The sequence below is a fragment of the Sphingobium mellinum genome (assembly GCF_037860795.1).
In the GTDB taxonomy this organism is placed as follows: Bacteria; Pseudomonadota; Alphaproteobacteria; order Sphingomonadales; family Sphingomonadaceae; genus Sphingobium; species Sphingobium mellinum.
In genome coordinates, this window is record NZ_JBANRK010000001.1 from 114745 (window position 1) to 131781 (window position 17037).

The window sequence follows — 17037 nt, forward strand, 5'->3', positions numbered from 1 at the left end:
CGTTCGGGGGATGTGCCCAAACGACCAAGAACGGGCTCCCGCATTAACGGGACCCCGGACTTGATCCGGGGTCCAGCTTTTTCTGTGTTCGTGTGGGAACGGTAGGCGGGATGCCGGGTCAAGCCCGGCACGACGAAGGGGAATGACCGGAAACGACCATTTTGTGCCGTTCATCGTAGAGTTGTCCTAGCCCGAAAGCTGACATCGTAACGGTATGCGATTAGAACGGGGCATGGATATGATCGATCGAGATAAGTTTGGCCCGCCCGACGATACGCCCATCCTACCTTGGTTTAGCGGCGCATACACACACGGCTTTGTCGCCCTCCATCCATTTTTCACCGTAAAAGGGCTCGACCCGAAGACCTGCGAACACGGAACGCTTGTCCTTTCAGGCTCGGCGGCTCCTGCTGCACTTGGTTTGTTGGAGTGGGCGGACGAAGAGGCGGCTAATCGACGCGTTGGTAAGGAGATTGGTTTCGAAGGGGTCGATAGTGCGGCAAAGCGATATGGACGGCAGATCGGCTGGCGAACGATCTGTCAGCAGGCTGATTTCGCTAACCACTGCGATTTGGATCAGGCTTTGAGAACGAGCATCGGCGGCCTCAAGCATGGCTTTGCGGACGCCGCCAAATCAGAGCGTCTCACCATTTACTGCTCTCAGCATGGCATATTTCCGCCGAACGAGGGGCGTTTCGAACCGCTGATGCAAGCCAACCTCGCCGCAGTGTTTAGACGAGCTGGTTTTAGCCGGCTGATCGTGGGAGATGAATTTGGCGATGATGAACGCCTGGTCGACACTAGCTTGTTGGAACAAGGCGATTTGTGGGACGGCATGGCTGACCTTCCACAATATGGCGTGAAACGCCTGATTGCTCCCGATCACTCACTTCTAGCATGGGTCCACTGGGATAGCTTCTACACACTGCTTCTTGGGAAAGCAGAGGCGTTCCAAGGCCTAAAGATCGGCAGTTTGTTCGAGGGGTTTTGGTGCTCCGAAGAAACGGAATCATCTTGGTTTAGACAGCCCTGCATCCCGCTTGTGGAATAGCTCGCGAAGCGACTAGCACATGTCCGCTTTCCAAACCGGTTGGCTAAAAGCCGCCGGTCCGCTTCCCACCCCAAGTCCGTCACAACGAAAGCTTGCATCTAAACCGCAAGCCCGCCCCTCATTCAACAAACACTGGACGGGCGACCCCAAAAAGGGTTAAGGCGAACCCATCATGCAGCGCGCGCTTCCTTCCCTGCTACGACTTACACGCCCTTAGGCGTGCTTTTGTGCTGCTCTTCGCTTGAATGACGCGGCAATACGCCTAAGGGCACAATCAAGCAGATAATCGTTATCACGGGCAGGGCTTTACCGTGTAGAATTGCGCCCGCTCGAATGCAGAGAAGCTTTTTCGTCATGATGCTGACCGATCCTTCGCAGAAATACCGCCCCTTCCCGCAGGTGGATCTGCCCAACCGCCAGTGGCCGAGCGCGGTCATCACCTCTCCGCCGCGCTGGCTGTCGACCGACATGCGCGACGGCAACCAATCGCTGATCGATCCGATGAACGCGGAAAAGAAGCGCCGCTTCTTTGATCTGCTGATCAAGGTGGGCATCAAGGAAATCGAGGTCGGCTTCCCCAGCGCCGGCGCGACGGAGTTCGACTTCATATCCGGCCTCGTGCGCGACGGCGCGATTCCGGACGATGTGTTCCCGCAAGTGCTGACGCAAGCCCGCGAAGACCTGATCGCCACCACTTTCGAATCCCTGCGCGGCGCGAAAAAGGCCATCGTCCACGTCTATAACGCCGTGTCGCCCGCCTGGCGCAACATCGTGTTCCAGATGGACCGCCCGCAGATCAGGGACATCGCGATCAACGCCGCCAGGCTGCTGCGCGACAATGCGGCGAAGCAGCCGGACACCGACTGGCATTTCGAATATTCGCCGGAGACATTCTCGACCGCCGAGCTGGATTTCAGCCTCGAATGTTGCGAAGCGGTTATGGACATTCTCCAGCCCACGCCGGAACGGCCGCTGATCCTGAACCTGCCCGCCACAGTAGAGGCGGCGACCCCCAACATCTATGCTGACCAGATCGAATGGATGTGCCGCAACATCTCCCGGCGCGACAGTGTCGTCATCTCGCTGCACCCGCATAATGACCGGGGCACCGGCGTCGCGGCGGCGGAGCTGGGCCTGATGGCCGGCGCCGACCGTGTCGAAGGCTGCCTGTTCGGCAATGGCGAACGGACCGGCAACTGCGATCTGGTAACGGTCGCGCTCAACATGTACACGCAGGGCATTAATCCGGGCCTGGACTTTTCCGACATCGACGAAGTCATCCAGACGGTCGAATATTGCAACCAGCTGCCGGTCCATCCCCGCCATCCATACGCCGGGGAACTGGTCTTCACCGCCTTTTCCGGCTCGCATCAGGACGCGATCAAAAAGGGTTTCGCCGCGCAGGACGCGCGCAACGACCTCATCTGGAATGTGCCCTATCTGCCGATCGATCCCAAGGATCTGGGCCGCGATTACGAAGCCGTGATCCGCGTCAATTCCCAGTCCGGCAAGGGCGGCGTCGCCTGGGTGCTGCAGCAGGACAAGGGGTTGAAGCTGCCCAAGCGCATGCAGGCCGATTTCTCCCGCGTCGTCCAGGCGCTGGCCGATGAAACCAGCCGCGAACTCAACGCCGCCGACATCTGGGCCGCGTTCGAGGATCATTACCGGCTGTCCGGCAACCAGGCCTACCGCCTCATCGACTATAATGAAGGCGGCCATGCGGGCGATCGCGTTTTCACGGGCAAGATCGCGCACAAGGGGGGCGAACGCAGCATCTCGGGGCGCGGCAATGGCCTGCTTTCCTCGGTGCTCGCGGCCCTGCGCGAGGATCTGGGCGTCGATCTCGAGATCGCGGACTATAGCGAACATGCGATCGGCGCGGGCACGGACGTCGCCGCGGCAGCCTATGTCGAATGTCGCACGCCCGACGGCCGCACCATCTTCGGCATCGGCACCGACACGGACGTGGCCACCGCCTCGGTCCAGGCCGTCCTCTCGGCCGCCAACGCCGTCAGCGCGCACGCCTGATATCGTTACGACATCGAAATGATAATGTGCGAAAATCGCTGTCTTTTCACCACTTCATTCTTGCTTTCGGTATCATGACCCAGTGACGCAGCATCAGGTTCACATCATCGGCGGCGGCCTCGCCGGCTCCGAAGCCACCTGGCAGCTGGCGCAGGCCGGGGTCAAGGTCCGCCTCTCCGAAATGCGCGGAGCGGCGGGCGACACGACCCCTGCTCACCAGACTGACGGGCTAGCCGAACTGGTCTGTTCGAACAGCTTCCGCTCCGATGATGCGGACAAGAATGCCGTCGGCCTGCTCCATCAGGAAATGCGCCGGCTCGGCTCGCTCATCATGGCGCAGGCCGAACCGGCGAAGGTGCCCGCCGGCTCTGCCCTGGCCGTCGATCGCCACCTCTTTTCCGAAGGCGTAACCCGCGCCCTGTCCAGCCATCCCAATGTCGAAATCGTCCGCGAACGGATCGACATCCTGCCACAGCATGGGATGACCATCGTCGCGACCGGCCCCCTCACCGCACCGACGCTCGCCGCCAGCATCGGCCAGGCGGCGGGCATGGATCACCTCGCCTTCTTCGATGCCATCGCGCCCGTCGTTCATTTCGACAGCATCGACATGGACAAATGCTGGATGGCCAACCGCTGGGACAAGATCGGGCCCGGCGGCGGCGACGGCAAGGACTATATCAACTGCCCCATGAACCGGGATCAGTATCAGGCTTTCGTCCAGGGCCTGCTCGACGGCGAAAAGACCGAGTTCAAGGAATGGGAAAAGAACACGCCCTATTTCGAAGGCTGCATGCCGATCGAAGTAATGGCGTCGCGCGGACCCGAAACGCTGCGCCACGGCCCGATGAAGCCGATGGGCCTCGACGACCCGCGAACCGGACGCTGGCCCTACGCCGTCGTGCAATTACGGCAGGACAATGCGTCGGGCACGCTCTGGAACATGGTCGGCTTCCAGACCAAGCTCAAGCATGGCGCGCAGGTCGAACTGTTCCGCACCATCCCGGGCCTGGAGAAGGCGGAATTCGCGCGGCTCGGCGGTCTGCATCGAAATACCTTCATCCAGAGTCCCAAGCTGCTCGATCCCACGCTGCGGCTTAAGAGCGCGCCGCATATCCGCTTCGCCGGGCAGATGACGGGCTGCGAAGGCTATGTGGAAAGCGCCGCCGTCGGGCTGCTCGCCGGACGCTTTGCAGCGGCGGAACTGACCGGGCAGGCTCTGGCGTCGCCACCGCCGGAAACCGCGCTCGGCGCGCTGCTCGGCCATATCGTCGGTAATGTCTCCACCGCAGACTATCAGCCGATGAACGTCAACTTTGGCCTCTTCCCGCCGCTGGACGACGTCAGGAAGAAGCAGCGGAAGGAAGCGATGACATCACGCGCCCGTGCAGCGCTAGGTCAATGGTTGGGTGAACCGCAACCGGCCTGACCGATCAGCATTTGCAACGCGGCGTCGCCGCCCGCTTCGGCGCGGTCGTGGCGAACTCGGCCGGGGTCAGCTTTCCGTCCCCATTGCCGTCAGCCTTCCCGAAGCGGTCGGATGTTGCGACCGCCCATTCTTCAAAGGACAGGAGATTATCCTTGTCCTTGTCCAGCGCCTTGAACGCCTTGACGCGGCTGCCCAGCATCTCGACGCGGGTGATGACGCCGTCGCGATTGCGGTCATATCGGGCGAAGCGTTTCTGCTCCCGACTCTGTGGATCCGCCTCGCCGGGCATGGGCAGCGCCTTTCCGACCGCATCGGGATCGCCCTCGGGTAGGCTTTCGAGTGCCGGCGGGGGTGGCGGCGCCACGATAGCGGGAGGAACGGGCTCGCTCGTTGCCCGTCCCTGCCACCAGAACAGCCCGGCCATCACCATGAGCATCGCCGCCGCTGCACCGGCAAGGATAGGTTTCACCGTCAGTCCCCTTTCACCCCGTCGTCAACCCCAGCCGCAAAACACGCAGATAAAGGCGTGGCGTCAGGCTCCGGGGCGCCCGGCGTCCGCGCATAACGTCATGACGCGCCAATGCATAGGCCATGCGCATCGGCCGCCATGCAGCGGGCCATCGCGGCCTCGTGTCGAGCAGCCGTCGCCGCGCCTCTTCGATCGCTTGATCTGCGAGCGCAGAGTCGCGCGCATGGCCGGACAAATCCCACAGCGCCCACACGGCGCCTGTCTCCAACAGCCATTCCGGCACATCTTCATCACCCGCGAGCGCCTGGAACAAGCCGCCCCCCCTGCCTGACGCATAGGCTTTCAGATCCGGCTCCCCGATCAAAGCATCCCACCCGTCAACCCAGGCCGCGAGCCCGAAAGGCGGCGCGACCTCCGCCTGGCGCATCGCGTCGACGAGCGGCTCCCCCCTACCCTTCACCCCTGAGGGGTCGGCAAGCGCCTCCCGCCACCACGCGAGGCGGATCTGTCCGACCATCGGTTCGGATACCCTGCGGACGATGTCGGCCATACGAGCGTCCAACATCCAGAGAAGCCGGTGCCGGAGCGCAGACTGGCCGGCATAAGCGCTCAGAAGGGATGAAAGCGGCGAACCGCCGGCCAAGCCATCAGACATGAGTTCTATATCCACAGCTATAGATTATCCGCTTTTTAACAATAGCGCTCGTATTACGCCAATAATCGCCCTCGTCATGGGCGCGGATTGTCCTGCAATCGAGGTCAGGATGAGCATAGGTGGTACGATGGGCGACAAGATCAGGCACGCGCTGTTTATATTGATGCGATTGTATCATAATCAGGCGGGGAACACGCTGGCCATTGTGGCGGCGGCCATTTTCCCGTTGGCGGCGCTGATCGGCGGTGGGGTGGACATGAGCCGCCTATATCTCACAAAGACGCGCCTGCAACAGGCCTGTGACGCTGGCGCGCTCGCCGGCCGGCGCGCGATGACGGGGCTCACCTGGACCACGGGCGCAGGCAGCACGCAGGATACAGCCAATCGTTTCTTCACGATTAACTTTCCGGCCAACAAATATGGCACGAGGTTAGCGACCATCACCTATTCTGCAAATTCGGCCGGAGCGGTGACCGGCAATGCGTCGGTCGTGGTGCCGATGACTTTGATGTCGTTATTCCAGATGCCGGACAAGACGGTGACGGCCGACTGCACCGCTGACCTTCAACTGCCCAATACCGACGTGATGTTCGTGCTCGATACGACGGGGTCGATGCTAGACCCGGATTCTGGCGGCAGCACTACCAAGATTGCGGGCCTTCGGAGCGCCGTAACAAACTTTTACAATCAGTTGGAAGCTGTGAAGCCTGCTGGCAGCACCATTCGCTATGGCTTCGTGCCCTATTCCTCCACGGTTAATGTCGGGATGTTGCTGAAGCGGGAATGGATACAGGATAACCCTGTTTACGACTCAAGAACGCCGGGAACGCCCACCACAACAACCACAACAACCACAACGACTCAACCCGCGACTCTCACATCCACGAACACAGTGACAACTAGCGGGAACTTCACGACCTCGACCTTTCCTGGCCAAGCCGAAAACTGCGTGGCTCCTGCAAATTCCAACTATACCGACGTCTACAGTGCCTGGTCTGCTTATAGCCCCTCTGCCACCGCGTCTCCCCGGACGCGCTCGCAGACACGTACGCGGAATGGGACGACCTATTCAGCTTCGACGAATAGTTCCGGTTGCACCATCACCGCTACGACTTACAATAATTTTGTCCAGACTGTCACACAGACTGTGACGAACAATCCCGATGCCGGACAGCAGACAACGACAACGACGACCTCTACGGTCTACAATTGGAATTATGGATCCTTCCCCTATTCTGTTGCTGCGCTGAAAGGGACCGCCTCCAATGGGCTGATGGCAGGTGGAAGTTTCAGCGCGCAAGTAGCGAATAACTACGCCAACCGCACGATAACGTGGAATTCGACGAACGCCTGTATCGAAGAGCGCAAAACGCGGCGGACGGATGAGGGAACGAACATCCCCCGTTATGATATGGACGTAGACCTAGTCCCAAACTCAGCCGATCCCGACACGCAATGGAAGCCCTATTTGCCGGGCCTCGTTTATGCGCGCGGCGCCAACAGCGCCACGGCCACCACGGGTTGGATCTACAATCCTATAACGAGCAGCACCAACTACTATACACCGTTCGGCAACACTGCTGGCTATGTTGCTTGCCCATCACCAGCACGCAAGCTGGGCACGATCACGTCGGCCGCACTCACTACCTATCTCAATAGCCTGGCCCCGGTTGGCTACACTTACCATGACATCGGCATGTTGTGGGGGCTACGCCTGATGTCCCGCGACGGCATCTTCGCCGCTGAAAACCAAGCGGCCGAAGCAACCGGCAAGGTGGCACGGCACATCATCTTCATGACCGACGGCGACACGGAAACGCGCAATACGGCTTATGACGCGTGGGGAGTATCGGTGACGGCACGGAGGCGAACGCCGACCAGCGGAATTCCTGCCAACGCAACACAAGACGGTCTCACCGAAAGCCGGCTCCTTGAACTCTGCTCCGTCGCGAAAGACCAGAAGAACATTACCGTCTGGGTGATCGCCTTCGGCACTACGCTGACGCAACTGCTCACCGACTGCGGATCACCAGGCCGCGCCTACCAGGCGAACAACGCTGCCGAACTCAACGCTGCCTTCAGCCAAATCGCATCGCAAATCGCTTCACTGCGGTTAACCCGATGAAGGGGAACTGCAACGTGACCAGCCTCTCACGGCGGATACGGCTCCTAGGGGCCGACGCGCGCGGAGCCACCTTGGTGGAGTTTGCCTTCGTCGCGCCCATCCTCGTGCTGATGTTGATGTTTCTGTTCGACACCGGTTATTATTTCTACGCGCGCGCCATCCTAACCGGAGAGGTTCAAGCTGCCGGTCGCGCTTCCGCTCTTGAGACCGCAACCGATGCAAATCGCGCGCTGTTGGACGCGTCGGTAGAAGCGGCAGTCAAGCGATTGGTCGGCGGGGGAAGGCTGAGCTTCGATCGGCTGGCCTTCAAATCTTATGGCCGCGCGCAGTCCCGAGCAGAAGCGTTCATTGACTCCAATGGCGACGGCATTTGCAACAATAACGAAAGTTTCGACGATGCGAACCGCAACGGCTTTCGCGACGCCGATTCCGGAGTGGCCGGTCAGGGTGGTGCCAAGGATGTCACCATATATTCTGTAACGCTCCAATATGACCGAATCTTCCCAATGGCCTACCTCTTGGGATGGAGCCCGCAGGTCGACATGACGGCACGCACCATCCTGCGTAATCAGCCCTTCGACAAGCAGGCTGAACCCTTGATCGGCAGATGCTCGTGAGGATTGAACGATGACCGATTTCCTGTTTCGCGGGCTCAAGCAGCGGTGTCGCCGAAACACCAGGACGACGCGCGACCTTCTGCAATGCGATAGCGGCATTGCCCTGACCGAATTCGCAGTGGCCTTCCCCCTGCTCCTCCTGCTTGCGACTTCAGGACTGGAACTGATCAATTATGCTTTGACAGTGAAGCGGGTGGGCGAACTTTCGGTCATGGTTTCTGACAATGCGTCGAGGATGGGGGCTCAAAGCGCGATCAACAACAAGCCGGTCAGCGAAGCGGAAATAAACGACGTATTCATCGGCGCGGACTTGCAGGCGGAAAATCTTAACTTGGGGCAGAATGGCAAGATCGTATTGTCCAGTCTGCAACGGAATGCCGACGGGGGTCAAACTATCAAGTGGCAGCGGTGTTTTGGTGGTGATGCCTATCATTCTGCCTACGGGCCGGAAGGCACTGGTGCGACAGGAACGGGCTTCGCCGGCATGGGGCCAACTGGCCAGGAAATCACTGCCGCTGCAGGAACGGCTGTGATGGTGGTGGAAGTTCACTATACGTATAAGCGGCTGATGCCGCTTATCTCGCTACCTCTTCGGGACATTACCGAACTGTCGGCGTTCAATGTCCGGGACAGCCGAGACATTACTCAGCTATACAATACAGAAAATGTCACGCCTTCAACTTGCACCTCGACGTAAGAGCGTGCGGCGGAAGCCGTCGAACTTTCAGCTATCCCAGGGCCACCGATTTACGAACGATAACAGACCTTCTTCGCAGCCGCGACCACGCGGGACGCGTCCACCAGCGCGAGCTTCTCGAGATTTGCCGCGTAAGGGAGCGGCACGTCTTCATTCGTGACGCGCAGCACCGGGGCGTCCAGGTCATCGAAGCCCTGCTCCATGACGACAGCGGAGATTTCCGACGCGATCGAGCAGACCGGCCAGCCTTCTTCCACCACGACCAGACGATTGGTCTTCTTGAGGCTGTTGAGCACTGTCGCGGTGTCGAGCGGGCGGAGGGTACGGAGGTCGATGACCTCGGCCTCGATCCCCTCGGCCGCCAGCGCCTCGGCCGCCTCAAGCGCGATCCCAACGCCGATCGAATAGCTGACCAGGGTCATGTCGGCACCCGGACGGACGATCCGCGCCTTGCCGATCGGCAGGACATAGTCTTCCACCTTGGGAACATCGAAGCTGCGGCCATAAACCAGTTCGTTCTCCAGAAACACGACTGGATCTTCGGACCGGATGGCTGCCTTCAGCAGCCCCTTGGCATCGGCGGCATCATAGGGCGCAATGACGATCAGCCCCGGGACGGAAGCATACCATGGGCCGTAATTCTGGCTGTGCTGGGCCGCGACACGGCTGGCCGCGCCATTGGGGCCGCGGAAAACGATCGGGCAACGCATCTGGCCACCCGACATATAGTTGGTCTTGGCAGCCGAGTTGATGATGTGGTCGATCGCCTGCATCGCAAAGTTGAACGTCATGAACTCAACGACGGGACGCAAGCCGCCCATGGCCGCGCCCGCGCCGATACCGGCAAAGCCATATTCGGTGATCGGAGTGTCGATGACGCGCTTTGCCCCGAACTCATCCAGCAAACCCTGGGTGACCTTGTATGCGCCCTGATATTCTGCGACTTCCTCGCCCATGATGAAAACGCGCTCATCCCTGCGCATTTCTTCCGCCATCGCGTCGCGCAGTGCTTCACGAACGGTGGTCTTGACCCTCTCCGTGCCGACGGGAAGGTCCGGGTCCTGCGCCAACGGCCTAGCCTCGGTCGCAGGCTTCGTCGTGCCGCTTTGCGCCTTTACCGGATGAGGCGCCGCTTCCGGCCTGGCCGGTGACTCGCTCTCGTCGCGCTTGGGGGCTGCGGGCGCCATCTCGCCGTCGCCAGCCATCGTCGCAATCACGGTGCCGACCTTGACGCCTTCCGTGCCCTCCGGGATCATGATCGATCCGATCTTGCCTTCATCAACTGCTTCGAATTCCATCGTCGCCTTGTCCGTTTCGATTTCGGCAATAATGTCACCCGATCGCACTTCGTCGCCTTCCTTCACAAGCCATTTGGCCAGCGTTCCTTCCTCCATCGTCGGGGAAAGCGCCGGCATCTTGATTTCGATACCCATCAATATTGCTCCGCCAGCACGTCGGTGTAGAGTTCAGACATGTCCGGCTCGGGAGAGGATTCGGCGAAGTCGGCGGCGTCGCTCACGATCTTGCGGATGTCCTGGTCGATCTTCTTGAGCTCGTCTTCGGTGACACCCAGTTCGGTGAGATATGTCTTCACGCCCTCGATTGCGTCGGACTTCTCGCGCATCGCCTGCACTTCCTCGCGCGACCGGTATTTCGCCGGGTCGGACATGGAATGCCCCCGATAGCGATAGGTTTTCATCTCCAGCAGGATCGGACCATTACCCGCCTTTACCCACTTCAAAGCCTCTTCCGCGGCGCCGCGCACGGCCAGCACGTCCATGCCGTTCACCTGAATGCCTGGGATGCGGAAGCTTTCACCGCGCCGGTACAGCTGATCTTCGGCGGACGAACGATTAACGCTCGTACCCATCGCATACTGATTATTCTCGATGACGAAAATAATCGGGAGCTTCCATAGCTCGGCCATGTTGAAGCTTTCGTACACCTGCCCCTGGTTGGCCGCGCCATCGCCGAAATAGACGACGCACACGCCACCATCGTCATTATATTTATGGGCGAAGCCAAGCCCTGCCCCCAGCGAAACCTGAGCGCCGACGATGCCGTGACCACCGTAGAACTTATGTTCGACGCTGAACATATGCATCGACCCACCTTTGCCCTTGGAAATGCCGGCGTCGCGCCCGGTCAATTCCGCCATGATCACATTGGGATCGATGCCATAGGCAAGCATATGGCCGTGATCGCGATAGCCGGTGATGACACTGTCCTTACCGGGCTGAAGCGCGGACTGGATCCCGACGGCCACTGCTTCCTGACCGATATAAAGGTGGCAGAAGCCGCCGATCAGGCCAAGGCCGTAGAGTTGGCCGGCCTTTTCCTCGAACCGGCGGATCAGCACCATCTGCCGATAGAATTGCAGCAATTCCTCCTTCGACGCCTTGTAATCCGTGGGAGCTTCGGGGCGAGGCTGGTTGTGGTCCGCGCCAGCGGAACTGGGGGCCTTCGCCTTTGCGCGTGAAGGGCGCGGCGTCGTTGATTTCGCCAAGGCTTTTATCCTTTTGCGTGGGCTTGGATGGAAGGAAGTCCACGTATAGCGACAGAAGGCGCCTCGATGCAACGTCGCACCGCCCGCCAAAGCCGGCGCAATCACTCATGGAACACCGCTTCAGTTCAGCGGAACAATGACTTCGTCATGATGAAGGACGCCCAACTGCCGCCGGATCAGTTCGTCACTGAGGTCCGGATCGACGCGGCGCGGGTTGAGCAGGTCCACCCGATTGCGGAGCTGGTTACGCTGCGCCTCGACCTGCTTCAATTCTGCCTGCGCGCGATGCAACTGACGCGTATAGTCGCCCCAAGCCAGCACGCCATTGGAGCCAAGCACGACATAGCCGGCAAAGAACAGAAGAAGAAGCACCGCTATCGCCGGGCCGAAAGCCGAAAACAACAACGTGCGGAGCTTCGCGATGTGCGCCATGGGTCGGTTGAATCACAGGGCCGCGTCAGCCGCAAGCGAAATCTGATTAACTTGCGGCCGACTGCGAAATTGACGTGTCAGCGGAAGATCGAACGTCCCGCATAAACAGCAACGTCGCCCAATTCCTCTTCGATGCGGATCAGCTGATTATATTTGGCAAGCCGGTCGGAACGGGCCAGCGACCCAGTCTTGATCTGCCCACAATTGGTCGCCACCGCGAGGTCGGCTATGGTCGCATCCTCCGTTTCCCCCGACCGATGCGACATGACGGCAGTGTAGCGGGCCCGGTGCGCCATATCGACGGCGGCCAGGGTTTCGGTCAGCGAACCGATCTGATTCACCTTCACCAGCAGCGAGTTGGCCAGCCCCTTGCCGATGCCCATTTCCAGGCGCTTGGGATTGGTGACGAACAGATCGTCGCCAACCAGCTGGCACTTGCCGCCGATCTTGTCGGTCAGGATCTTCCAGCCTTCGAAATCATCCTCGGCCATGCCGTCCTCGATCGACTTGATCGGATAACGCGCAACCAGGTCGGCCAGATAATCGGCCATCTCGGTGGAGGTCAGGCTCTTGCCCTCGCCAACCATCTCATATTTGCCGTTCTTGAAGAATTCGGTCGAGGCGCAGTCCAGCGCCAGCATGACATCGTCACCCGGCTTGTACCCCGCCTTTTCGATCGAGGCGAGAATGAAGTCGAGTGCGTCAGTGGTCGACGAGAGGTTGGGCGCGAACCCCCCTTCGTCGCCCACCGCCGTGGCGAGGCCCTTGTCATGAAGGCCCTTCTTGAGCGTGTGAAAGATTTCCGCCCCCACCCGGACGGCGTCGGCCAGGCTCTCTGCCCCCACCGGCATGATCATGAATTCCTGGAAGTCGATCGGGTTGTCGGCATGTTCGCCGCCGTTGATGATGTTCATCATCGGCACGGGCAGCACATGCGCCGACACGCCGCCGACATAGCGATAGAGCGGCAGGCCGCGCGCATCGGCGGCGGCTTTCGCGGTCGCCAGGCTGACGCCAAGGATGGCATTGGCTCCCAGACGCCCCTTGTTCTCCGTCCCGTCGAGGGCGATCATCGCCGCGTCCACGTCGGCCTGGTCCTCCGCGTCGATCCCGATCAGTTGCTCGGCGATTTCGTCATTGACGGCGGCAACAGCCGCAAGCACACCCTTCCCGAGATACTTGCTCTTGTCCCCATCGCGCTTTTCAACCGCCTCATAGGCGCCGGTGGAAGCACCCGACGGCACTGCTGCGCGTCCGAAGCTGCCATCCTCCAGCATGACGTCGACTTCGACGGTGGGATTGCCCCGGCTGTCGAGGATCTGCCGAGCGTGAATGTCTAGAATGGCGGTCATGGGTGACTCCCTGGAAATAGCGCGATACGCCTGAGGCGCGCACCGCTTAGCCAGCACGTGCAGGAATGGCAATGCGGGGGCTTGCATGCCTGTCAAAAATGCCGATGCTCAAAATGGTAACGGCAACGGAACTGTGGTCCACCGCGAAGCATTAGGACGACAACCGTCTGCCCCGCTTGGCGACCCACCTGATGAGGAGACATAGGACGATGGCCGACACCCCGGAAACCCCGCCCGTCAAGCGAGCGAAGAAGGAATCCACAGACAAACAAGCGAAGACGAAGCCCGTAAAGGCGTCGCCTGCTACTCCCGTATCATCCGCCTCTACCGCGCCGGATGCCCCCAACGGCGCAGGGATGCATGGTCTCTCGGCACAGATCGCTCCCCTTAGGGCGCAAGTGGAAAAAGCCGCCAAGACAGCAGCGGACAAATTCAACTCGGTGGACTGGAAAACCCATATCGATCCACTCAAGGAGCAAGCCGCCAAGACCGCAAAGTCTGCGGCCGACGCGGCTAAGGACAAGACCGGATCGGCAATGCAGAGCCTGGCTAAACTGATCAGCGAAACCGCCGGCACCGTCGATGCGAAGCTTGGCCCGCAATATGGCGATTATGCCCGCCAAGCCGCCCAAACGGTCGCAGGTGCCGCCGATACGCTGGACAGCAAGGACGTTGACCAATTGATGGCCGAAGCCCGCGACTTTGTTCGCAAGAGCCCTGCGGTCGCGATCGGCGCAGCAGCGGTCGTCGGCTTTGTCCTTATGCGCCTTGCCAAGGGTTCGGATGACAAGGCCTGAATGGTCTTCACCTTGATAGTGAGGCGGGCCCCGCTCGGGGGGAGGGGATTTTGACTGAAGATACCACCATCAGAGCAGAACCCGCTGATCCTCAGGGCGAGTCCGAGCCCGAACAAACGGGAAGTGTCAGGGACGTGTTCGCCCGGCTCTATACCGATGGGCGCGCCTATGCGGATGCGGAAATCAAACGGCAGAAGCTGCGCGCTGGGATCGCAGGCACGGCGGTGCGAGACGCCGTTATCTTCGGCGCGGCCGGAGTCCTGCTTGTCTTCGCCGGGCTCGTCGCGTTCCTTGTCGGGCTGACGATCGCACTCGCGCCTCATCTGGGTGCTGGCTGGGCGGCCTGCGCCGTGTTCGGTGCATCGCTACTCGTCGCCCTGATCCTCCTGCTGGTCGCGAAGGGGCGGATCACGAAAATGAGGAAGGCCATTCTTTCATGACCCAGCAGGAAAGCTATGCCCAAGCGGTTGTGGACGCGGAACGGAAGAAGGCCGCCTTCCGATCCAGCGTCGCGGCGGCCAAGGCCCGCATAGCCCCCGCCAGGCTGAAGCAGGACATCAAGCAGAAAGCGACCGCCGGTTTGAAGAATGGCGGCGCCCAATTGGCTGCCAGCGTCAACGAGCGCCCAATTGCTTATGGCGCGGCTGGTGCGGCTTTGCTCCTCTACCTTTTCCGACGGCCTGTATCGGCACTTTTTCGACGTGCATACGTTCGGATTCGCAATCGCACCCCAGAAATATCGGAGAATGATGATGGCTGACATCCGTGCCCAGATCACTCGCGTGCGGGAAGCCGCAAACGACATCGCCGGAACCGCATCAGACAGGTTCCGGGACACCACCGGCAAGGCACGGGAAAGCGCGGGTGATCTGATACAGACAAGCAGGGATCGGGCAAGCGACGCTTACGGAGAGGTACGCGACCGCACCCAGCGCGTCGCGACTCGGGCCAATGAGATTGTCCAGCAACACCCAGTTACCGCCGTCGCCGGAGCCGTTGCAGCGGGCGCGCTGATCGCCTGGATGTTTCCCAAGAGCCGGGCCGCGCTGAGGGCCCTGCCCGGGATTGCAACAACGGCTGGAGCGCGCGTCGTCGAAGCCGCGCTGGCGGCGCGGGCAGCCGCCGCCGACGGTGCCGAGAGCGTAAAGGCCAATGCCGGCGAGGTGCTCCACCAGGCGAAGGAGGGGGCCAGCCATGCCGTAACCTCCGCGCGAGAGGCGGCAACATCGGCCGATATCAGCGGCACTGCGTCCCGCATTGCCGATGATCTGGTCTCGCTCGTCGCCGCGAAGATCGATTCCGTCGGCGATGCTCTGAAATCGCGGTTGCCGAAAAGGTAATCGCTTCGGCCGCGAAAGCATCTGACCCAGGTCAGTTCCCCTTGGAGGCAAGCGACCGCGTTGCTAACCTGTCGCTCCTTCCTCCGGAGAACCGAGATATCATGAGCAAACTCCACCTGGTGATGGGCGGTCGCGTCAAGGACCCGCAAACACTCGAATTCGAAGATCTGGGTTCGATCGAGATTGTCGGGGTCTTTCCCGATTATGCGTCAGCTGAAAATGCCTGGCGAGGCGCGGCCCAACGCACGGTCGACGATGCCGAAATGCGCTACGTGATCGTTCATCTGCATCGCCTGCTGGAGCCCGACCTTCCCGAGAGGCACTGACCGGTCAGCCCGATATCTGCGGTGACTTGCGGAAACGCCACCGCAGCAGAGGACGCGTGAGCACCAACCCTACGACGAACCCGCCGATGTGCGCCGCGATGGCGATCTGCCCCAAATCGCTAAAGCCCTTCGCAGTGGCCACGCCGATCATCAACTGTAGCACGATCCAGCCGATCGCCAGCCACAGGATGCGCAGAAAATGCGCAGAAAAGGGTCCAATCCGGCGAACCGACCGTTGGCCGTAAAGCAGGGAATAGGTCGCCACGACCGCCGAGATGGCGCCACTGGCGCCCACCATCGGCCCGGTCGACGACGGGCTGAGCGCCCATTGCGCGGCAGCCGCGCCATACGCACCGGCTAAATAGAGCGTGAATAGAGCACCCTTCTGTAGCACCTGTTCGACCTGCCGACCGCAAAAGACCAGCATCAACAGATTGAACCCGATATGAAGCCAACCGGCATGAATGAGGGTACAGCTGAGCGGCGTCAGCCAAGCGGGCACCGCCACCATTCCGGCCAACAAGTCAGGCTCGCCAATCCGTGCGGGTATGAAGCCAGCCACGATTGCCGCATTATCGACCTGGCCCGTCAGAAACAGCAACAAGAACGCGGCAAAGGTTATGGCCGCGATCGCGTTGGTCATGTGCCCAGCAGGCAGTTTCACCGGCGTTTCAGAGGAATTCGATCTTGTCGACCAGGTAGAATTTGTCGCCGGACGGGACGGACACCTCGATTTCCTCGCCCACCTGCCGGCCAATCAGCGCGCGACCCAGCGGGCTGTTATAGCTGATCATCCCGATCTTTGCATCGGCCTCGGCTTGGCCCACGATCTGATATTTGACCGGCTTGTCGCCTTCGTCCAGCAAGGTGACGGTGGCGCCGAAAATAACCTTGTCGCCCGATAAGGTAGCCGGATCGATGACTTGCGCGCGCGACAGCTTGTCTTCCAGGTCAGCTATGGTCGCCTCAACCTGCCCCTGGCGTTCCTTGGCCGCGTGATATTCCGCATTTTCCGAAAGATCGCCATGCGCCCTGGCTTCTTCGATGGCGTCCACGATCTGCGGCCTTTCGGCCTTGAGTTCGCGGAGTTGCGCGGTCAGCTTGTCATAGCCCACCTGCAGCATCGGCATCTTTTCCACGGTCGCCATTATCGCAGATCCTTTGTCAAAACTTCCCTTTGGCCGCCCCGACCGTGGGGCTGCCCGCAGCATGG

The 17037-nt window shown here is 60.7% G+C and carries 19 protein-coding genes; 11 read left to right on the plus strand and 8 right to left on the minus strand.

The annotated features are described in order from the left end of the window. The first annotated feature begins 232 nt into the window (after positions 1–232). The 3 genes from AAC640_RS00580 to trmFO all read left to right on the plus strand — a co-directional run bounded on the left by AAC640_RS00580 (position 233) and on the right by trmFO (position 4508). On the plus strand, positions 233–1051 hold the full coding sequence (locus AAC640_RS00580) for a DUF2711 family protein (protein WP_340264129.1): 819 nt from the start codon (positions 233–235) through the stop codon (positions 1049–1051). 354 nt (positions 1052–1405) lie between these two features. Then, positions 1406–3079 carry a 2-isopropylmalate synthase gene (gene leuA / locus AAC640_RS00585; protein ID WP_340264853.1) on the plus strand — a complete coding sequence of 558 codons (1674 nt, stop codon included), beginning with the start codon at positions 1406–1408 and terminating at the stop codon, positions 3077–3079. Between the two features lie 82 nt (positions 3080–3161). Further along, complete coding sequence (trmFO, locus tag AAC640_RS00590) at positions 3162–4508, plus strand: methylenetetrahydrofolate--tRNA-(uracil(54)-C(5))-methyltransferase (FADH(2)-oxidizing) TrmFO (protein ID WP_340264130.1); 1347 nt, start codon at positions 3162–3164, stop codon at positions 4506–4508. A gap of 4 nt (positions 4509–4512) precedes the next feature. Here the strand turns inward: trmFO and AAC640_RS00595 are convergent, their stop codons facing one another. After that, the gene (locus AAC640_RS00595; RefSeq protein ID WP_340264131.1) at positions 4513–4977 is read right to left on the minus strand and encodes an EF-hand domain-containing protein; all 465 of its coding nucleotides are present in this window, start codon (positions 4975–4977) and stop codon (positions 4513–4515) included. A gap of 13 nt (positions 4978–4990) precedes the next feature. Then, positions 4991–5527, minus strand: coding sequence for a hypothetical protein (locus tag AAC640_RS00600; protein WP_340264133.1), 537 nt, complete (start codon positions 5525–5527; stop codon positions 4991–4993). A 232-nt stretch (positions 5528–5759) separates the two neighbouring features. Between AAC640_RS00600 and AAC640_RS00605 the strand changes: the two genes are divergently transcribed. The 3 genes from AAC640_RS00605 to AAC640_RS00615 are packed head-to-tail and all read left to right on the plus strand — an operon-like array spanning position 5760 to position 9071. Beyond that, positions 5760–7757: a pilus assembly protein gene (locus tag AAC640_RS00605; RefSeq protein WP_340264134.1), complete on the plus strand. Its 1998-nt coding sequence runs from the start codon at positions 5760–5762 to the stop codon at positions 7755–7757. Positions 7758–7771: 14 nt separating this feature from the next. Further along, a complete protein-coding gene (locus AAC640_RS00610) occupies positions 7772–8374 on the plus strand; it encodes a TadE/TadG family type IV pilus assembly protein (RefSeq protein WP_340264135.1) in 603 nt (200 codons plus the stop codon). 10 nt (positions 8375–8384) lie between these two features. After that, on the plus strand, positions 8385–9071 hold the full coding sequence (locus tag AAC640_RS00615; RefSeq protein ID WP_340264136.1) for a hypothetical protein: 687 nt from the start codon (positions 8385–8387) through the stop codon (positions 9069–9071). A gap of 50 nt (positions 9072–9121) precedes the next feature. Here AAC640_RS00615 and AAC640_RS00620 read toward each other — a convergent pair whose 3' ends face one another. The 4 genes from AAC640_RS00620 to eno form a co-directional block, all read right to left on the minus strand. Beyond that, positions 9122–10504, minus strand: a complete 1383-nt coding sequence (locus AAC640_RS00620) for a pyruvate dehydrogenase complex E1 component subunit beta (protein ID WP_340264137.1) — start codon at positions 10502–10504, stop codon at positions 9122–9124. Next, the gene (pdhA, locus tag AAC640_RS00625; RefSeq protein WP_340264138.1) at positions 10504–11577 is read right to left on the minus strand and encodes a pyruvate dehydrogenase (acetyl-transferring) E1 component subunit alpha; all 1074 of its coding nucleotides are present in this window, start codon (positions 11575–11577) and stop codon (positions 10504–10506) included. The genes AAC640_RS00620 and pdhA overlap by 1 nt, the downstream gene beginning before the upstream one ends. A 120-nt stretch (positions 11578–11697) precedes the next feature. Then, positions 11698–12009: an FtsB family cell division protein gene (locus AAC640_RS00630; protein WP_340264139.1), complete on the minus strand. Its 312-nt coding sequence runs from the start codon at positions 12007–12009 to the stop codon at positions 11698–11700. A 77-nt stretch (positions 12010–12086) separates the two neighbouring features. Then, positions 12087–13361 carry a phosphopyruvate hydratase gene (eno, locus tag AAC640_RS00635; protein WP_340264140.1) on the minus strand — a complete coding sequence of 425 codons (1275 nt, stop codon included), beginning with the start codon at positions 13359–13361 and terminating at the stop codon, positions 12087–12089. 209 nt (positions 13362–13570) lie between these two features. Here eno and AAC640_RS00640 point away from each other — a divergent pair, with 209 nt between their 5' ends. From AAC640_RS00640 to AAC640_RS00660, 5 genes are all read left to right on the plus strand, one after another. Further along, entirely contained in the window at positions 13571–14158 is a 588-nt protein-coding gene (locus AAC640_RS00640; RefSeq protein ID WP_340264141.1) for a hypothetical protein, read from the plus strand. Between the two features lie 50 nt (positions 14159–14208). Next, positions 14209–14598 carry a hypothetical protein gene (locus AAC640_RS00645; RefSeq protein ID WP_340264142.1) on the plus strand — a complete coding sequence of 130 codons (390 nt, stop codon included), beginning with the start codon at positions 14209–14211 and terminating at the stop codon, positions 14596–14598. Further along, positions 14595–14918, plus strand: coding sequence for a hypothetical protein (locus tag AAC640_RS00650; RefSeq protein ID WP_340264143.1), 324 nt, complete (start codon positions 14595–14597; stop codon positions 14916–14918). The genes AAC640_RS00645 and AAC640_RS00650 overlap by 4 nt, the downstream gene beginning before the upstream one ends. After that, positions 14911–15498 carry a hypothetical protein gene (locus AAC640_RS00655; protein WP_340264144.1) on the plus strand — a complete coding sequence of 196 codons (588 nt, stop codon included), beginning with the start codon at positions 14911–14913 and terminating at the stop codon, positions 15496–15498. Before AAC640_RS00650 ends, AAC640_RS00655 begins: the two co-directional genes overlap by 8 nt. A gap of 101 nt (positions 15499–15599) precedes the next feature. Beyond that, positions 15600–15824, plus strand: a complete 225-nt coding sequence (locus AAC640_RS00660) for a DUF4170 domain-containing protein (protein ID WP_340264145.1) — start codon at positions 15600–15602, stop codon at positions 15822–15824. Positions 15825–15828: 4 nt separating this feature from the next. On the opposite strand, the gene AAC640_RS00665 is transcribed toward AAC640_RS00660, so the two are convergent. Next, entirely contained in the window at positions 15829–16467 is a 639-nt protein-coding gene (locus AAC640_RS00665; RefSeq protein ID WP_340264854.1) for a rhomboid family intramembrane serine protease, read from the minus strand. 28 nt (positions 16468–16495) lie between these two features. After that, a complete protein-coding gene (greA, locus tag AAC640_RS00670) occupies positions 16496–16972 on the minus strand; it encodes a transcription elongation factor GreA (RefSeq protein ID WP_340264146.1) in 477 nt (158 codons plus the stop codon). Positions 16973–17037 lie beyond the last annotated feature (65 nt).

Bases quoted from the DNA above. Each gene is read 5' to 3' on its own strand.
- AAC640_RS00580 (WP_340264129.1), top strand. From the start codon at position 233: ATGGATATGATCGATCGAGATAAGTTTGGCCCGCCCGACGATACGCCC.
- leuA (WP_340264853.1), top strand. From the start codon at position 1,406: ATGATGCTGACCGATCCTTCGCAGAAATACCGCCCCTTCCCGCAGGTG.
- AAC640_RS00600 (WP_340264133.1), bottom strand. From the start codon at position 5,527: ATGGCCGACATCGTCCGCAGGGTATCCGAACCGATGGTCGGACAGATC.
- AAC640_RS00605 (WP_340264134.1), top strand. From the start codon at position 5,760: ATGGGCGACAAGATCAGGCACGCGCTGTTTATATTGATGCGATTGTAT.
- AAC640_RS00615 (WP_340264136.1), top strand. From the start codon at position 8,385: ATGACCGATTTCCTGTTTCGCGGGCTCAAGCAGCGGTGTCGCCGAAAC.
- AAC640_RS00620 (WP_340264137.1), bottom strand. From the start codon at position 10,504: ATGGGTATCGAAATCAAGATGCCGGCGCTTTCCCCGACGATGGAGGAA.
- AAC640_RS00630 (WP_340264139.1), bottom strand. From the start codon at position 12,009: ATGGCGCACATCGCGAAGCTCCGCACGTTGTTGTTTTCGGCTTTCGGC.
- eno (WP_340264140.1), bottom strand. From the start codon at position 13,361: ATGACCGCCATTCTAGACATTCACGCTCGGCAGATCCTCGACAGCCGG.
- AAC640_RS00640 (WP_340264141.1), top strand. From the start codon at position 13,571: ATGGCCGACACCCCGGAAACCCCGCCCGTCAAGCGAGCGAAGAAGGAA.
- AAC640_RS00650 (WP_340264143.1), top strand. From the start codon at position 14,595: ATGACCCAGCAGGAAAGCTATGCCCAAGCGGTTGTGGACGCGGAACGG.
- AAC640_RS00655 (WP_340264144.1), top strand. From the start codon at position 14,911: ATGGCTGACATCCGTGCCCAGATCACTCGCGTGCGGGAAGCCGCAAAC.
- AAC640_RS00660 (WP_340264145.1), top strand. From the start codon at position 15,600: ATGAGCAAACTCCACCTGGTGATGGGCGGTCGCGTCAAGGACCCGCAA.
- AAC640_RS00665 (WP_340264854.1), bottom strand. From the start codon at position 16,467: ATGACCAACGCGATCGCGGCCATAACCTTTGCCGCGTTCTTGTTGCTG.
- greA (WP_340264146.1), bottom strand. From the start codon at position 16,972: ATGGCGACCGTGGAAAAGATGCCGATGCTGCAGGTGGGCTATGACAAG.